This is a genomic window from Mesorhizobium sp. M0496 (genome assembly GCF_040321205.1).
GTDB lineage: Bacteria > Pseudomonadota > Alphaproteobacteria > Rhizobiales > Rhizobiaceae > Mesorhizobium.
The window spans coordinates 17,336-32,575 of the sequence record NZ_JAMYRC010000045.1 but is presented as its reverse complement, the minus strand read 5'-3'; the positions used below and the strand labels follow the sequence as shown (position 1 = coordinate 32,575).

General features: G+C 60.3%; 15 protein-coding genes and 1 riboswitch. Of the genes, 13 read left to right on the top strand and 2 right to left on the bottom strand.

Annotation, left to right across the window (positions count from 1 at the left end):
• Position 1: 1 nt before the first annotated feature.
• From NKI73_RS27820 to NKI73_RS27775, 10 genes are all read left to right on the top strand, one after another.
• Positions 2–532, top strand: coding sequence for a hypothetical protein (locus NKI73_RS27820; RefSeq protein WP_352634451.1), 531 nt, complete (start codon positions 2–4; stop codon positions 530–532).
• Positions 533–3,220: a hypothetical protein gene (locus NKI73_RS27815; protein WP_352634450.1), complete on the top strand. Its 2,688-nt coding sequence runs from the start codon at positions 533–535 to the stop codon at positions 3,218–3,220. It abuts the gene before it with no gap.
• The gene (locus tag NKI73_RS27810; RefSeq protein WP_352634448.1) at positions 3,183–3,797 is read left to right on the top strand and encodes a T6SS immunity protein Tdi1 domain-containing protein; all 615 of its coding nucleotides are present in this window, start codon (positions 3,183–3,185) and stop codon (positions 3,795–3,797) included. Before NKI73_RS27815 ends, NKI73_RS27810 begins: the two co-directional genes overlap by 38 nt.
• Positions 3,798–4,024: 227 nt before the next feature.
• The gene (locus NKI73_RS27805; RefSeq protein WP_352634447.1) at positions 4,025–6,856 is read left to right on the top strand and encodes a hypothetical protein; all 2,832 of its coding nucleotides are present in this window, start codon (positions 4,025–4,027) and stop codon (positions 6,854–6,856) included.
• A 140-nt stretch (positions 6,857–6,996) separates the two neighbouring features.
• Entirely contained in the window at positions 6,997–7,353 is a 357-nt protein-coding gene (locus tag NKI73_RS27800; protein WP_352634444.1) for a hypothetical protein, read from the top strand.
• A 191-nt stretch (positions 7,354–7,544) separates the two neighbouring features.
• On the top strand, positions 7,545–8,555 hold the full coding sequence (locus tag NKI73_RS27795) for an EpsG family protein (protein WP_352634442.1): 1,011 nt from the start codon (positions 7,545–7,547) through the stop codon (positions 8,553–8,555).
• Between the two features lie 173 nt (positions 8,556–8,728).
• Entirely contained in the window at positions 8,729–9,454 is a 726-nt protein-coding gene (locus NKI73_RS27790) for a glycoside hydrolase family 108 protein (RefSeq protein WP_352634440.1), read from the top strand.
• Positions 9,454–9,672: a hypothetical protein gene (locus NKI73_RS27785; protein ID WP_352634438.1), complete on the top strand. Its 219-nt coding sequence runs from the start codon at positions 9,454–9,456 to the stop codon at positions 9,670–9,672. Before NKI73_RS27790 ends, NKI73_RS27785 begins: the two co-directional genes overlap by 1 nt.
• 1 nt (position 9,673) lies before the next feature.
• A complete protein-coding gene (locus tag NKI73_RS27780) occupies positions 9,674–9,901 on the top strand; it encodes a hypothetical protein (RefSeq protein ID WP_352634436.1) in 228 nt (75 codons plus the stop codon).
• A 169-nt stretch (positions 9,902–10,070) separates the two neighbouring features.
• Positions 10,071–10,394, top strand: coding sequence for a hypothetical protein (locus NKI73_RS27775; RefSeq protein WP_352634434.1), 324 nt, complete (start codon positions 10,071–10,073; stop codon positions 10,392–10,394).
• A gap of 177 nt (positions 10,395–10,571) precedes the next feature.
• Here the strand turns inward: NKI73_RS27775 and NKI73_RS27770 are convergent, their stop codons facing one another.
• Complete coding sequence (locus tag NKI73_RS27770) at positions 10,572–11,279, bottom strand: hypothetical protein (protein WP_352634432.1); 708 nt, start codon at positions 11,277–11,279, stop codon at positions 10,572–10,574.
• 194 nt (positions 11,280–11,473) lie between these two features.
• Between NKI73_RS27770 and NKI73_RS27765 the strand changes: the two genes are divergently transcribed.
• Positions 11,474–13,018, top strand: coding sequence for a glycosyltransferase family 39 protein (locus tag NKI73_RS27765; protein ID WP_352634430.1), 1,545 nt, complete (start codon positions 11,474–11,476; stop codon positions 13,016–13,018).
• Positions 13,019–13,170: 152 nt separating this feature from the next.
• Positions 13,171–13,689, top strand: a complete 519-nt coding sequence (msrA, locus tag NKI73_RS27760; RefSeq protein ID WP_352634428.1) for a peptide-methionine (S)-S-oxide reductase MsrA — start codon at positions 13,171–13,173, stop codon at positions 13,687–13,689.
• A 243-nt stretch (positions 13,690–13,932) separates the two neighbouring features.
• Here msrA and NKI73_RS27755 read toward each other — a convergent pair whose 3' ends face one another.
• Positions 13,933–14,259 carry a hypothetical protein gene (locus NKI73_RS27755; RefSeq protein WP_352634426.1) on the bottom strand — a complete coding sequence of 109 codons (327 nt, stop codon included), beginning with the start codon at positions 14,257–14,259 and terminating at the stop codon, positions 13,933–13,935.
• A gap of 217 nt (positions 14,260–14,476) precedes the next feature.
• Positions 14,477–14,590, top strand: a riboswitch (TPP riboswitch).
• Between NKI73_RS27755 and NKI73_RS27750 the strand changes: the two genes are divergently transcribed.
• Positions 14,581–15,189 (top strand): YkoF family thiamine/hydroxymethylpyrimidine-binding protein, encoded by a 609-nt coding sequence (locus NKI73_RS27750; protein WP_352634424.1) that lies wholly within the window; start codon positions 14,581–14,583, stop codon positions 15,187–15,189. Its footprint overlaps the riboswitch before it by 10 nt.
• The last annotated feature ends 51 nt before the right edge of the window (positions 15,190–15,240 follow it).

The following is a 15,240-nucleotide window of genomic DNA, read 5'->3' as shown; positions in this document are numbered from 1 at the left end:
CATGTGCACACTTGCCCTTATCGGCACCGCCCTTTCGGTCGGCGGTGCGCTGGTCGAAGGCCAGCAGTCGAAGCGGATGGCCGACTACCAGGCCAGGGCCTACGAGCAGCAGGCGCAGGCCGACGCGCAAAGTGCCGCCTTCGACCAGAGCCAGGAGCGCAATAAGCAGGATCTCTTGCAAGGCCAGGCGCGCGCCCAGGCCGGCGTGTCGGGCGTCGGCATATCGGGCTCGCCGACCGAGGTGCTGGCCGCCAATGCCAGGCAGGGCCAGCTTGATCTCGACGCGATCCAGTACGGCTCGAAACTGCGCCAGAACAATCTCAATACGCAAGCCGCTATCTCACGCTTCTCCGGCAAGCAGGCGGTGACGGCCTCGATCTTCAACGCTGGCACCGTGCTCGTTGGCGGCCTCTCCAAAATCCAGGACCCGACGAAGGCGGCAGTCTCAAACATGGCAACCGGCGCCGTGCCGACGCGCTCGGTGATCTTCGGCCGTTCGCCTCTCAGGGCTGCGTGGGCGGGGAGAAGCTGAATGGCGACCATCCCTCTCCAGATAGCGCAGCGCCGGCTCGATACCGGCAACGCGGTGCAATACCCGCAGGGCTCGCCGATCGGCGGCGCCATGCAAGGGCTGGGCGATAAACTCTCAGCCGTCGCCGAGCGCTACCAGCAGATGAAAGACCAGCAGGAGGCGTTCGACGCCGAGCTTGCGCGGCGCCGCTTCAACGGCCGGATCGCACAGGCGGAAGACGAGGTGGCGGCGAATGCGCCGGCCGACGGTGCCGGCATGCACGACACGATGTATGGCCAGGTCGATCCGCGCACCGGCCGGGTGCTTGAAAGAGGCCTTTTCGACACGCTGTTCGACGATGCCCTGGCTGATATGCCCGGGAGCCAGCGCGCCAGTTTCGCCGGGCAAAAGGAGGCGATGCGCGCTGTGCGAGCGCGGCCCATGGCACAACGGCAACAGACGCGCCGCGACGGCTATGAACTGGCCGAGTGTACCAAGGTCGACAACATCTCCACCAGTTCCATTGCACAAAGCGACCCGAACGACACCGCCAACTTCGAGGCCATTCGGCAGAGCGGCTTTGATCTGATCGCCAAGATCGGCAACCCGATCCTTCGGCAGACAGCCGAGGCCACTTGGCGCGGCAACACGGCCAAGGCGCTGGTCCAGGCGATGATCGCCCAGGACCCGAAGCGGGCGGCGGAGATGCTGGGGGCGGGGCGAACGGCAACAACGGCAAGCTCGGCGGTCAAAGCCGTCAACAGTTCGGTTGCCGCGACCGGAAAATTCGAGAACTCCAGCGCCCCAATAGACAGGCTGGCGCCCGACGCAGAGACGCTCCCTGGGAATCCCGGACAGCCCGAGAGCAAGGCAACCTGGGCGGCCGGGCCTTGGATTTCCGACCTGTCTCCGGAAGACCTTCAGGATCTTGGCCACAAGGCCCAAGTCGTGATGACGGCGCAACTCTTTGAAGCCCGCACCAATGTCCAACTCGCGCACCAGAATGCACCGGACGCCCTCATGTACACCGGCAACTACTCCGGAAAAAAACCGGACAACGGAGAGCTTGCCGCGGTCTATGGCGTCGAGGAGGGCGACAAACAATCTCTGGATCTCGAACGGACGTTCCAGGTCGGTCACCAGGCATTCGACATGGTCCGGATGCCGAAAGATGCCATCGAGGCGAGAGTGCTCGCGGCCAGACCCAAGCCAGGCAGTCCGGAGCAGGATCAGGCAGAGTTTGACGTAACGGCCGCCGCTGCCAAGCAGGTTTTGCAGGCTCGTGCCGCCGCTCCCGCCGACTTTGTGCGCAAGATCGATCCGACAGCGGACGCGTACTGGAACGCGGTATCGAGCGAGGACAGCTATGATCCGGCTGCCTACCAAAAGGCAATCGTCCGCTCTGTCGCGGTGCAATTGCAGCTTGGAATCAAGCAAGTCCAGCCGCTGCCGCCGTCTGTCGTCAAGTCACTCGTCGATACGTTGAACGATGAGAGCGTGCCGCAACGCGAGCGAGATGCAGTGCTGCGTGATCTGTTCACGGGCACGTCTGATCCGGGTGTTCTGGCGGCCATGGCACTGCAACTGAGCGACGAGAACCAATCTCGGATTGCGCGGAGCATTGCGAACAACACAGTTCCTGTATCCGCTGAGGAACGTGTCAGCCGAAATCTGGCGGCTTTCGACGCTCTGCCTACGGCTCTGAAGCCGCTTGTAGCGCTCAATGACACCGTCCGTCTGATGGCGGACGGAGCGACATTCGGATATGCGGACAAATTCGCCGCCACAATGAATTCCCTGATCTCGGGAAGCAGCTACGAGGACGAACTCGCGGCTGCGCGTGCCGGGACACAAGACGCACGAGATCGAGCTGGCTCCGCTGGTACAGCGGCAGAGGTGCTGGGCGCGTATCTGAGTGGCGGCGGCCTCGGCAACGCAGGCATCACCCTCACCGGCAGGTTCGGCACAGTCGCCATGGAAGGCTTGTCCGGCCTTCTCGCACGCACAGGTCTCGTGGCCACCGAAGGCGCTGCGTACGGCGCCTTGGAAGCCGCCGGTCACGACCAACCCATCGGCAATGGGGCAACTTCCGGTGCATTGTGGGGTGCCGGAGGCGGTGTTCTCGCGGAAGGCCTTAGCACCATCTTCAGCCAGCTGGCGCAGAGGTTTGGACGAGGCTCCGTTTCTGCCGAGCCGAATGCTTCTCCAGAAGCTGCAGATACTGCGCTAAGTTCGGATACTGCGAATCCTCTGGCTAGCGAGGCAGTCCCAGACCCGCTTGCGATGGAGGGCGAGGCTCCCGGTGCCGGCGTCAGCGAAGCCTCCGTTGGCCACGATTTACATCTATACTACATGCCTAAGTGGGATGCCGCGCAACGCGCTGCGGCGGACCTCAAAGTTAAGATATTGACCGAGGCCGACACTGTGGTTAGCCGTGCTGTGCGTTTATTCAGATCAGCTCGTAAAAAGTTCATAGCTGCTGGTAACCACTTGCCCGCAGGCAGCCATGTTGATCACAGAGTTGATTTGCAGCTAGGAGGGGGAGACATACTGGAGAACATGGGCCCACTGGATCCCAGCGTTAACACCAGTCTTGGGTCGCAGATAAGACAGCAAACCAAGCTTCTGCCATATGGAACTAAAATCAACAAGGTAACGATTGGAGATCGCGATGTTCGAGACATTCCAACAAAACTTCCCGGTGGATAGCAGGGCGCCAACCGATGCGGGCGACCTTTCGCTTGATACGAAGGTGCCGGGATTGAAAGAGTTGCTAACGAGTTTCGGAGGCGGATCGTTCAAGCAAGGCTTGTATAGGATTGTCCGCGCACAGGACGTGGCGCGCTGGAACGCGAGGGTCAGCCTGGGCTTTCCCGAGTTCACCGGGCGGATCACCTGCTTTGGCTATGATTGGCAGGGCACGGCGTTTGCTGTCGATACCGGACGGTTGGAGCAAGGCGAGCCCGGTGTCGTGATGTTTGAACCCGACACGGGCGAGGCTCTGCAGATACCGTGCAATGTCCGAACCTTCCACGATATTGAACTTATCGAAGACGAGGACGCCATATTGGCGTCCGATGGGTACGCAATGTGGCGGGAAGCCGGCGGCGCCCAGCCGGCGTATGCTCAATGCATAGGCAGTAAGAAACCGCTTTTTCTTGGAGGCGAGGAGACGATCGAGAATCTGGAGTTGTCGGACCTTGATGTCTATTGGCACATCATGGGCCAAATCATTGCGAAAGTAAAAGGCCTACCACCTGGAACACCAGTGCGCATATCACCTTAAGCTGGATGGGCAGGTGCATGGCCATCTATTCAGCCCGATAGGTGAGCGATGCGATATTTTCATCTCGGTCCTGAGGCGGCTGGCGAGCTTGCAATTACGGTGACAGTCCACTTTTTACCGGTCACATCCATGTGACTGGGGTTAACCTCCGGACGCGCCCACGCGGCAAAATCGAACCCTTTTTCACAGCCTCGCTTTCGCGGGGCTTTTTTCATGGAGCAAGCCCAATGGCCCGACCCGCAACTGCCGCCGTTCGCCTGTTGACCGGCGAGCGCGAACCCGTGCGCCTGGCGACGACCGCGAACCTGGAAACGATCGTCATCGACGGCGTTGCCTGGATCCAGGGCCTCAAGGTCGTCGACGGCATCCAGACCGCGACCGGCGACCGGGTGCTGGTCAAGGATCAGGCTGACGCCAGGCTGAACGGCATCTATACGGCCTCGCAAGGCTACTGGTACCGCGCCGCCGATGCGCGAGCGGGTCGCACCATGCAGAAGGGGACGACTGTGCATGTCCAGGAGGGGGCGGTTTCATCTGATTTCGTCTTTGCCTTCCAGACGCTGAACCCGGTCGTTGGAACCAGCAGCATAGTCCTCAGCTTCTATCAGTCCGATGACATCGTCGGCGATATTCGGGACGCCACTCAGGGCATCATCGACCAGGCCCAGGCAGCGGCCAATGTCGCGGCCGAAGTCATGACCACGGTAATTGACCCGCAATTCGCCACGCTCGCGGCCGCCCAGGCGTTTTCCCCACCGATCGCGCCGACCTACATCCGCACCGCGTTCTACGACAGCCACCAGGTGGTAGGCAGTGGCGCCGTGTATCGCAAGAACGGGACCTCGGCAGGGGATCTGGTGATCACCTTGAGCGGCGGGGCTCTGGCAGGGTATGCGCTGGCCGATACACCGGCGCCACCGCAAAAGGGCGCTCGCAAGGACAACGCCAACGACGACGCACCGGCCATCCAAGCAGCACACGATCTGGCGCTTGGCGGCGTAAAATTGCCAGCCGGCACCTACAAGATGGTTCCCGTATCCGAATCACCGTTCACCTTCGGCAACTTCGCCACGACCAGCGTCTATCGGGCAGTCGCGTTGACAGTCGACAACATCACCTTCAGCGGCGATGAGGCTGTGTTGCATGGCGTGAGCCGTACCGCCGTTGTAGCGGGCGATGTCCAGCCAATCTTTTCAACCGACAAAAACATGACAGTGGGCACGCGAAAGAACATCACGTTTGATGGCATCACCTTTGATCCAGCTAATGATGCCGATGCCACAAACACTAACCAGCGTTTTGTCTACGCGGTTGGCGTCGATGGCCTTCGTTTCATCGGTACCAAGGGCAGTTCCAGCGGCAGCCGACGTGGCTACTATGCCCACATCCAGAACGGCAAGAACGTCCAAGTTGACGGCCATCGTCATCAGAAGATGACAGGCGGCTTCAACGTCCGATACGTCGATACTTTCATCATGACGAACTTCATTTTCGAAGATTTCTCGGAAGCGATCGACCTAGACGGCACAAGTCAGCGCGTCGTTATCCGGAATGGCGTATTCAAGTCGGTCTCGCGTGCTAGTCAGTGCATCGACATCAATGAACAGGTGGATGCCTCGATCGGCGATTTCTCGGTCAACAACACCGGCAACATCGCTACAATAAACTATAAGACCACGACGCCGGACACTTACGCGGAGTATGTCGCCAACAGCCTGGTGCGGAATTTTCAGGTGGCCAAGCGCATTGTTTTGTCCAACATCAGCGGGACGGCGGTTGGCTCGGCTGTGGCTCCTGCCTTTTACATCGGTTGGGATTGGGCGGCTGGCGGCCATGCAGGCGCGGGTCCGGTGCAGGACATCACCTTACAGAACATTACGCTTGATGATCATGGGTATTTCTGGATCCGTGAAGCCGTCAACCTTAAGCTCAAGGACATAACATCCTATCGAGCGATCTGTGGTTTCAACCACGCCTTTACCTGCTTTTCAGGCGTAGCCAACGCCGATCAGATCGGATGGTCAGACCTTGATATCGACATCGACGGGATGCGCATTGAGGCTTCCGAGAAAGGTGGTATCAGCATTCAATCCCCATCAAGCGCAAAAATTCGGCGGTTGGTCACTCGTGGCAACAACACCTCGGGCTCAGCGCAAACAGACCTCACCATCACCGCGCTACACCAGCGGGCCGGGCGCGCAACGGTCGATGAATGCGACATCGAGGGAAACGTCAACTTAAACGGCGACAGTACGGCGATCGGCGCGTGGGCGGCTGGGACGCTCTACAAGCGCAACTCTCTGGTGACGAACGGCGGCAACTATTATCGCGTGATAGCGGAGGGCGTCTCTGCTGCAGCTGGCGGGCCGGCTGGCACGGCGCTTTCAATTACGGATGACGGAACGGCGGCGATTGCAGCGTGGGCCGCATCAACCGCGTATGTCGTTGACAACGTTGTGTCTCGCGGCGGTGCCTACTTCATCTGCATGACTGCCGGCGTCTCTGCTGCCGCTGGCGGGCCAGCGGGGATGGACCAGCGAACTGCCGATGGCACAGTGGTTTGGCGTCCGATCAACGGAGTGGTGAAATGGGAATATCTGCCTGCCCCGTACTCGCTGCGGTGGGGCAAGAATAACCGTATTCGTGGCATCGTCACGGTGCAGGGCGACATCCACAAGTTCATCAAGGCCGAGAAGATCACGGCACGCCTCGGGGACGTGGCGGCTGCGGGCACGACAATTTTCCCGATGATCGTTTGCGATCGGCGAGGCCTAGTCACGGCGGCGTCATTCACTGTGAACACTGATGCGACGGCAGACGGCACGAATTACCGCAGTCTGCTTGTGCGGCGGTATCGTGCCGGAGTCGCAACTACGCTCGCCACGACGGACACGATCAGCGGGCTCACGGCCTTCTTTCCGAAAGACAGCAGCATGAGCGCGGGACAGGTATCATTGGGCTTTGAGCCGGGCGACGTCTTGACCATCACAAGCAATTCGGCTGGAACCGGAAAGGTTCTCACTGGCCTCGCCGCAACGCTAACCTTCATGGAGTTTTGATCAGCGTATTGCAATCGCCCAAATCAGGGACACCACAACAAATGCCAAGGCGTTGGGCCGGCAAATTGAAGAGAAGGCATGGTGCGGCCCTGCTCTCTATGACAGCTCCGCTCTCTATGACAGATGTAAACGACCGCCGCATGGATTCGAAAAAGATTCTAAATTCCTGTTTGGGAGAACGTTATGCGGCACGCAACAAGTCGACAGGCACAATGCGGCTTCAACTATGCTGTGCGTCGCCGTGGTCGGATTGTTCGGGCCAGCGCCAAGCGACTGCCGATGCCACCGCCGATGCGGCCAATTACCGGGACCTGATCTTGCAACGCCTCCGGGCAGGTGATTCGGCAAACGTTTCGACCATTGATACTAGCGCACCAGGGCTGACGGCGTTCGGCATGCGCGACGGCGCTGTTGCTGCCAACTCAGCCGGCGCTGACCTGGAGCCGGCGACGTCATATTCGTCAACTCAAATTCAGTCGGCACAGGTAGGGCTCTGACGGGGCTTGGCGTGACAGTTGAGTTCATTGAGTTTTGAAGCCCACAATCGAGACCGCCGGTCGGCAAGCACCTAGCGAGTCCACGTAGCGCTGGCCGGCAACTTTATTTGGAGGGGGTCAGCATCTTGCATTTCACATAACAATAATGAAGGTGCTATTGCACGTGTCGCCAAGATCAAAGGGGCGTTCGAATGCGGTCCATTCGCCAACTCTGGTTCCCAACGTTGCTCTTTCTAGCGCCAGTGCTCTTCTTCGCGGTTTCTCGAACCGACTATGCGAATTACGCCTCATATGCTTTGGAAGGTGATATCGTCGCCTACTCAAGGGATTTTGTCTATGCAACCAGGGCAACGTTCTTGGTCTATATGACGGCTGTGGCGCACGAGCCTGTGTTCATCGCCATGCATTGGGTATACGCCAACCTGGGGTTGTCGATCTCTGACAGCATGCTAGCCAATAGCATGGTCATGGTTTCAGTATACTATCTTTACTCTGTCAGGCAAAGCGATAGTGTAATACTTGGTGCGATATCGACTGTTGGCCTGATCATGCTGCCTTGGTTTGAGCAACTAGGTCAAAACACGTTGCGTCAAGGGTTTTCGCTTATCTTCATTCTCGCGTCCTTCCTCGCGATCAATGACGGTAAGCAATACCGATCCATCCTCTTTGCTGCCTTGGCGATCGGCAGCCACTATAGCGCTGCTCTATTTGTTGCGATCTATGTCTTGGCAGATTTTGTTCCACGCTCAGGAAAATTGATCGTTGGCGCCGTTACCTTGATTTTCGTGGGTTACATTACAAATTCCATCTCCGGTATTTCGAATATAATAATTACCCCGATTTTAGCGCAGGCTGGTCTATACGCTCAGTACTCCTCCGAAATGTTTTTGAGCTATCAAGTAGGATTCAAGCTTTTGTTTTTTGCCTATTCGCTAGTCCAATGCCTCGCCAGTGTCTTATTGATCAAGAGCGCGGTAAAGAAGTCGGATGAGCGCTTGGGAAAGTATTGTATCCTCATGACAGTTATATACATGTTGGCGAGCGGACTACCTTACTATAACCGAGTCGCCATGATGCCGATGCTTTTGCTCCCGGTGGTGCTCGTGACGCTGTATGCTCGTATAACCGCGCCGCGCCGTTTTTTTCGGCAAACCGATCCGCGTACTGAAACTCACTCGTCCAGCCGTTGGCAAGGCGCCTAACTCATAATCCACGGCTTGCTCCGTTCTCGCGCTCCCTTCTGTTTAGCCTGATCACCGCTTGAGCGTCGCTCAGCGCATCGACTGATGTGCTGCGAGCGATTTTCTCGCCACACGTCGCCTTGAGTGTGAAATTCCCCATCGGCCCCCCCTCCCGAACATAAGGAACCGTAACCATGGACCGCAACTTCGCGCGGGCGCTTGCGCTCGTTTTGAAATCTGAAGGGCTCTGGTCGGACAATCCGGCTGATCCGGGCGGCGCCACCATGAAGGGTGTGACGCTTGCCAATTTCCGCCGCTACGTGAAGGCCGGCGCGACGAAGGCGGATTTGCGTAAGATCAGTGATGATCAGGTGGCGACGGTTTTTCGCCGTTTCTACTGGGACGCAGTGCTTGGCGCCGAATTGTCCGATGGTGTCGACCATGCCGTGTTCGATTTCGCGGTGAACAGCGGGCCTGGCCGAGCGGCGAAATACTTGCAGGCGGCCGTGGGCGTTGCCCAGGACGGCCGGATTGGGCCGGCAACCCTTGCAGCAGTCAAGGCAAAGCCGGCCGGCGTCGTCATCGATGCGCTTTGCGATGCGCGGCTGGCGTTTCTCAAACGGCTGCCAACGTGGACAACATTCGGGCGCGGCTGGTCCGATCGCGTCAGGTCGGTACGGGTTCAGGCCTTGCTGATGTCGGCGCAACGACCGGCGGTACCGGTGGCCGCACCGGCACCTGTCCCACAGCCGCCCAAGGTCGAAACGCCCGCTAGTGAGGCGCCGACGGTCCAGATCGTGCCGCCAGCGCCGCCATCCGGCGGCAAGACGGCTGCAGCGGCCGGCATCCTCGTCCTCTTTGCCGGAGCGCTCGCAGCCTTCTGGCATCACGTCACCGGTTTTTTCGGGAGCTTCTTTTGATGACATGGTTCAACACCAACACGCTGCACAATCTTCTCAACACGCTGATCGCCATCATCTGCGGCGGCGCGCTCGCCGGTTTCGACTGGACGATGTTCGGCGTCACCGATCGCGCCGCGCTTCAGATCAGCGGCACACTTGCTCTTGCCAAGATCATCATCAACGCGGTGCGTGACGGACCGCGCGGCATGGTCGCGCCGCCAGCCAGGGAGACATGAAATGGGAACGCTCGTACTGCTTGGCCAGGTCTGGCCGTATCTCCTTGCAACGGGTGCCGCACTCGCCGGTCTCTGGACGGCCTACGCCAGGGGCAAGGCAAGCCAGAAGGCCAGGCAGGATTCCGCCGACGCCGCGGCGCGCACCGAAGCGCAGAAGATCGATGACGCCGTCGCCGGGCGGACGCCGGACGACAACCGGGGGAGGCTGGGCAGATGGTCAAAATCGTAGCGCTCTCACTCCTCTTGGCCGGCTGCACCACATCGGGTGGATCGTTTTGCGCGGCCGGGCATCCCATCCGGCCTACAAAGGCAGAGGTGGCAACCCTTTCCGATGCGTCGGTGGCGGCGATCCTGGCTCACAACGAAAAGGGCCAGACGCTTTGTGGGTGGAGGCCGTGATGCACGATCTTTTCGACCTGCTCGGCGTCAAGGGACCGGTTGTCGCCGCCGGTCTTGCCGGTGGCGTTCTGCGCGCGCTGTCGCGGCACCGCTACAAGTTGCGCGAAATGGTGGCCTCGCCGATCTGCGGTGCGCTTGCCGCAGCTTATCTGACGCTGCCGGCGGTGTCCTACTTCAAGACCACCGGCCTGCCGATGCCCTATCCCGCCGACGACACCACCACGTTGGCCGCCGCCTTTCTGATCGGCGTCTGCGCCATGTGGATCTCGGACGTGCTGTTCGAGTTTGTGGTGCGGAGATTCAGGCAGGCGCCAGAGGAGTAGTGGCTGGCTCCGGCTGGTATTGTCTGTTGGCGACTGCAACAGAATTCGAGACACATAAAATCGCGCTGAAAAGCCGCCGGACGCGGCATAGTCCTCATTTTTTTGCCCGCCTCGGCTCACGCCGAGGCGGGCTATTTTGCGTTTCGGCGATGCAGCGAAGATTCGGCCTGGCAAGCCTCAAGCCAGGATGTTGACCGCCCGTGCCGCGACCAGCGCGATGGTCAGCAGCGAGATCATGGCCTCGGCCATCATTAGCAGCTTGGCGCGTTGGGAGAGTGGCAAGGTGTCGGTGGGTGAAAACGCTGTCGCATTGGTGAAGGCGAGGAAGAAATAGTCGACGAAGCCGGGCAGCCAATCGCGAAGCTCACGGTCGTTCAGCGTCATCTGCGCGAACAGGAAATCGGCCTGCGCCAGCTTAACGAGGCCGCAGGTCGGCGGGCCGCCGCGGTCGGTGCTCCAGAACCACAAAGCAAAGACGATGACGTTGGTGACCCAGATGTTGAGCGCGTCGATCAGCAGTGTCGTGCCGCTGTTGCCGGCATGACCCTCCAGCAAGGCACGCACCAGCAAGACCAGCGAACCGCAATTCATGACGCTGATGAGGGCGGTCATGGTCAGGGCGGTTCTGCGGATGATGACGCGAAACTGGCCGATCGCGTGCCACTCGTGATCCTCGACCGCCTTTCGGGTGGCGGCCTGTGTCCAGGCGGTGGCCACCGACAAGGGCAGCAGCAAGGCGGCCTCCAGCGCCGGGGCCAGCCAGCGCGGCCCGAATGAGAGGTTGTTGATGACCAGAAGCTGCAGGCAGATGATGACGAGAACGGCCGCGCGCGCCATCCAGAAGTCGAGCGCACGGTAGTGGATGACGGCATGGTGGTGGCGCATTAGGATCCGGATTTTTCAGGCAGGGGTCAGACGTGCAGCGCAATCGTGCCTAGCGAGAGGAGCGCCGATACTCCTGCCCGATTTTGGTGCTGCAATGGCACATAGCTATACTTTTTCGTAAGCTTCGACGTTTGGGCTGTTCGTTAAACTAGACTATGTGATTTAAGCGTCGCATGGCGGGGATAGATGGATCCATGGACAACTGGGTGCCGGCGGGATTGCCTGCCGCCGGCGTCGATTCCCCATCGGTTTTGTCCAGCCTAATCCGTCATCCCTGGCATTTTCTGGCGATTTTGTGCCTGATGCAGATATTCTGCTGGACCGTGGCGCCGGCGCTTGTCAACGTCGCACCGCCCAACGATGTCGTCGAAGGCTTCATGTGGGGCCGCGAATGGGTGCTGTTGACCTACAAGCACCCACAGCTTCCCGGCTGGCTGCTCGAGACCAGCCATCTTCTGACCGGATCGTTCCGCTGGCCGCAATATTTCGTGGCCCAGCTGACGATCTCGGCGACTTTCGTCCTGGTCTATCTGCTGGCCCGTGACCTGCTAGGGCAGAGGCGCGCGCTGGCCGCCGTGCTATTGATGCCGTCGCTCTATTTCTTCGGCTGGCCGACCCCGCAGTTCAATCATGACTACGCGCAGATGCCCTTCTGGGCCGCCATCTGCTGGCTGCTGTGGCGTGCCAGCCGTGGTGGTGGGCCGGGCTGGTGGCTGGCGCTCGGACTGGTGTCGGGCGTCGGGCTCTATGCCAAGTTTTCCACCGGTCTGCTGTTGTTGTTCGGGGCGATCTGGCTGTTGTCGGATACTCGGGCACGCAGCCGGCTCGCCACGCCCTGGCCATGGCTTGGGCTTGTGGTTTTCATCGCTGTCGCTGCGCCACTGGCCGTCGAACTCTATCGCGTCGATTTCCTGCCGATCACCTATGCCGCATGGCGCGATCAGTGGGTGCTGGCCCATCGCTCCCGCTTTTATTATATCGGCGTCCAGATGGCCGGGCTCTGCGGTTTTATTCTGGTGCTGGCGATATCAGGGCTGCTGCGGCGCTCGCCCCCGCCGCAAGAGCCCGTCGGGCGCGGCATCCTTGTCTATCTCTTGTGGATGGGGCTTGGCCCGGCGCTCCTCATCATGGTGGCGTCCCTGTTCACCGGCGCCGGCGAGGCCTGGGGCGCGCCGATGTACAATCTTGCTGGCGTTGTGGCGCTCGCCTTGCTGGGCCACCGCCTCGGCACCGTCGAGATGCGAAAGCTGGCGATCTGCGCGTTCGTCTGCATTATCGGCATATCTGGTGCTTATGCCGGGATCCGCTGGACAAAATGCAATTTGCGTGGACGCATGGACGCCGTCTGCTGGCCGGCGCAGAAGATATCGGACGAGGCCGAGACCGTCTGGCACGCGGCCGCATCCGGTCGGCTCGACACCGTCGGCGGCCATACCCTTATCGCGTTGCTGGCGGGCCTCAATGCCTATGACAAGCCGTCGATCTTCACCGACCTGAATATGCAGTACGCCCCCTGGATCACCAAGGAGCGGCTGCGCGACCACGGCATACTGCTGGTCTGGCCTGGGCGCGACGTGCCACCCTATCTGCAGGCGTGGCTGGGTAACGTCCCGGTCAAAACCGTTCTTTTCGACTGGTCGCTCAGGGCGCCGCCGGTGGCGGTCAGCTTTGCCGCCGTTCCGCCCGGTGCGCCGCAGTTGCCGGGTGTGATCGACAGCCTCGCGCGACCGAGCAACTGAAGCAGATCAGCTGGTCCGCTGGACGAAGAAGGTGACAATGCCCATTTATGGGGAGACCAACTTGCTTTTGCGCAATTCTCAAGGGAAAGCGCTATGCGCTTTTCCCGGGAAACCCCTACATTTTCCCGGAATTGCTTTTGAGGAGACGTGATATGGCGACTTCGACCGAACGCGCAGTCCTTGCCGGCGGCTGCTTCTGGGGTATGCAGGATTTGATACGGCGTTACCCCGGCGTCATCTCCACCCGTGTCGGCTACAGCGGCGGCGACGTGGCCAACGCCACCTATCGCAACCATGGCAGCCATGCCGAAGCCATCGAGATCAATTTCGATCCGGCCATCATAAGCTATCGCACGCTGCTGGAGCGCTTTTTCCAGATCCACGATCCGACGACCCGCGACCGGCAGGGCAACGATGTCGGGATGAGCTATCGCTCGGCGATCTACTACACCAGCGACGAACAAAAGCGCATCGCCGAGGACACCATCGCCGATGTCGAGGCCTCGGGTCTGTGGCCGGGCAAAGTCGTCACCGAAGTCGCGCCCGTCGGTCCCTTCTGGGAAGCCGAGCCTGAGCATCAGGACTATCTGGAGAAATACCCCAACGGCTACACCTGCCACTTCGTCAGGCCGGGCTGGAAGCTGCCGGTTCGCGAAAAGGCTGTTTCGTAAACTTCACAACAGGCGGTTCTGCCATGCATTGCCGCTCGACAAGGTCGTCGAGCGGCTTCATCGCATCCCAAACCCCTTTCAGTCAGTCAGTGCGCCTGGTCGCTTCGGTGAAGCCGTCGAGCCTTCCACCGATGTCCGAAAGTGCCCATGATATTGGCGTTGTCGAGGAGTGCCCGATTGTGCTGACGCCCAAAAGAAGCCGCAGAGCATACGCTCGCGGCTTCCTCGGTTGCCAGCAATGGCCTACTTACCGCAATGGTTGTCATTGACCGTCGGCACAGAGGTGCCCGGCGAGGTGTGGGTGGCGTCAGGCTGCGCGCCCTGCGGGCCGGCCGGGCAATTTCGATCTGCGTTCGAATTCATGTCGCCGGTCGTGCTGTTGGTTATGCCGAGGTCGACAGTACCGGGGCTGACCGTATTCGGCGAGGCCGGGGTGTTCGGCTCCACAGTCACCGACTTCCCGCTGCCGACGCCATCGCCATTTGCGTTATTGCTACCGGCACTTTGCGCCATGGCTGATGTGGCCAGACCAATCGTGAGAGCCGAAGCTGCGAGGATTTTCATGAACATGGTTTGTCTCCATTTCTGTGAACTCGTCGCTTGTTTCTACGAAGGTGATCGCATTTGCGACTGTGGGGACAACCGGTCGCGGCAGCGAAGGTTCCCGATAAAATTCTGCTCCAGCAGCATCGGCGGCTTCGACCAAGGACCAGGCCTGGCGCAATGCTTTTTGGTGCAGCGCGCTGAAAAAATGGCTTTCACTTCGGTTTGATTGGTGCTTTAACCCGCGCATCCACAGGGGTGCTCCGTACGGTCGGGGCTGAGACGGGGGCGGCAAGCCCACAGACCCTAAAAGCTGATCTGGGTAATACCAGCGGAGCGAGGCGGGCCATGTTTTCAGGCGCACAGATTTCCCTATACCCCATGGCCGACGATTTCGTCGGTGTCATTCTTGGCGCGCTGGGCGCGCTCGATCCCTACCGCGACAAGCTCCGGATCGAGACCGACGACATCTCGACCCTGCTGGTCGGGCCGCCCGAGGTGCTGTTTCCAGCCATGCGCGACCTCTTCGTGGCGACGGCGCGCAGCGGCAAACATTGCGTGCTGTCGGCTACCATTTCACGCGGCTGCCCGGGCGAGCCGGATGACCCGATCTGTCGCTCCGATGCGCTTGGCGGACCTGTCGGGCCACTCGGCCCGCGCAGTGATGCGGCCATCGCGGCGGTGCGCGGCGCGGCTTCGACTGGCCAGCCGGCGGCAGCGCAGTTCTCGCTCTATGTGATGGGCACCGACGACCATATGGACGAGATTTACGGCTGCATCGATTTCCTCAAGCAGTCGGGTGTCTATGAGCTCTCCAAGCATTTCTGTACGAAATTGCGCGGTGATGCGGGCGCGATCTTTTCGGCGCTTGACGCAGCATTCTGCCGCTTCGGACCGGGTGCCGGCCACGTAACCCTCGATGTCACGGTCTCGGCCAACAGCCCGTCGGCTGTCTGAAGCTGCCGCTGCTCTCCGGCCGTCAAAGGTCATCTGCCGTGGTCTCACCAT

Excerpts from the sequence above, each read along its gene's own strand:
- NKI73_RS27820 (WP_352634451.1), top strand. The coding sequence starts at position 2 with ATGTGCACACTTGCCCTTATCGGCACCGCCCTTTCGGTCGGCGGTGCG.
- NKI73_RS27815 (WP_352634450.1), top strand. The coding sequence starts at position 533 with ATGGCGACCATCCCTCTCCAGATAGCGCAGCGCCGGCTCGATACCGGC.
- NKI73_RS27810 (WP_352634448.1), top strand. The coding sequence starts at position 3,183 with ATGTTCGAGACATTCCAACAAAACTTCCCGGTGGATAGCAGGGCGCCA.
- NKI73_RS27805 (WP_352634447.1), top strand. The coding sequence starts at position 4,025 with ATGGCCCGACCCGCAACTGCCGCCGTTCGCCTGTTGACCGGCGAGCGC.
- NKI73_RS27800 (WP_352634444.1), top strand. The coding sequence starts at position 6,997 with ATGGATTCGAAAAAGATTCTAAATTCCTGTTTGGGAGAACGTTATGCG.
- NKI73_RS27795 (WP_352634442.1), top strand. The coding sequence starts at position 7,545 with ATGCGGTCCATTCGCCAACTCTGGTTCCCAACGTTGCTCTTTCTAGCG.
- NKI73_RS27790 (WP_352634440.1), top strand. The coding sequence starts at position 8,729 with ATGGACCGCAACTTCGCGCGGGCGCTTGCGCTCGTTTTGAAATCTGAA.
- NKI73_RS27785 (WP_352634438.1), top strand. The coding sequence starts at position 9,454 with ATGACATGGTTCAACACCAACACGCTGCACAATCTTCTCAACACGCTG.
- NKI73_RS27780 (WP_352634436.1), top strand. The coding sequence starts at position 9,674 with ATGGGAACGCTCGTACTGCTTGGCCAGGTCTGGCCGTATCTCCTTGCA.
- NKI73_RS27775 (WP_352634434.1), top strand. The coding sequence starts at position 10,071 with ATGCACGATCTTTTCGACCTGCTCGGCGTCAAGGGACCGGTTGTCGCC.
- NKI73_RS27770 (WP_352634432.1), bottom strand. The coding sequence starts at position 11,279 with ATGCGCCACCACCATGCCGTCATCCACTACCGTGCGCTCGACTTCTGG.
- NKI73_RS27765 (WP_352634430.1), top strand. The coding sequence starts at position 11,474 with ATGGACAACTGGGTGCCGGCGGGATTGCCTGCCGCCGGCGTCGATTCC.
- msrA (WP_352634428.1), top strand. The coding sequence starts at position 13,171 with ATGGCGACTTCGACCGAACGCGCAGTCCTTGCCGGCGGCTGCTTCTGG.
- NKI73_RS27755 (WP_352634426.1), bottom strand. The coding sequence starts at position 14,259 with ATGTTCATGAAAATCCTCGCAGCTTCGGCTCTCACGATTGGTCTGGCC.
- NKI73_RS27750 (WP_352634424.1), top strand. The coding sequence starts at position 14,581 with ATGTTTTCAGGCGCACAGATTTCCCTATACCCCATGGCCGACGATTTC.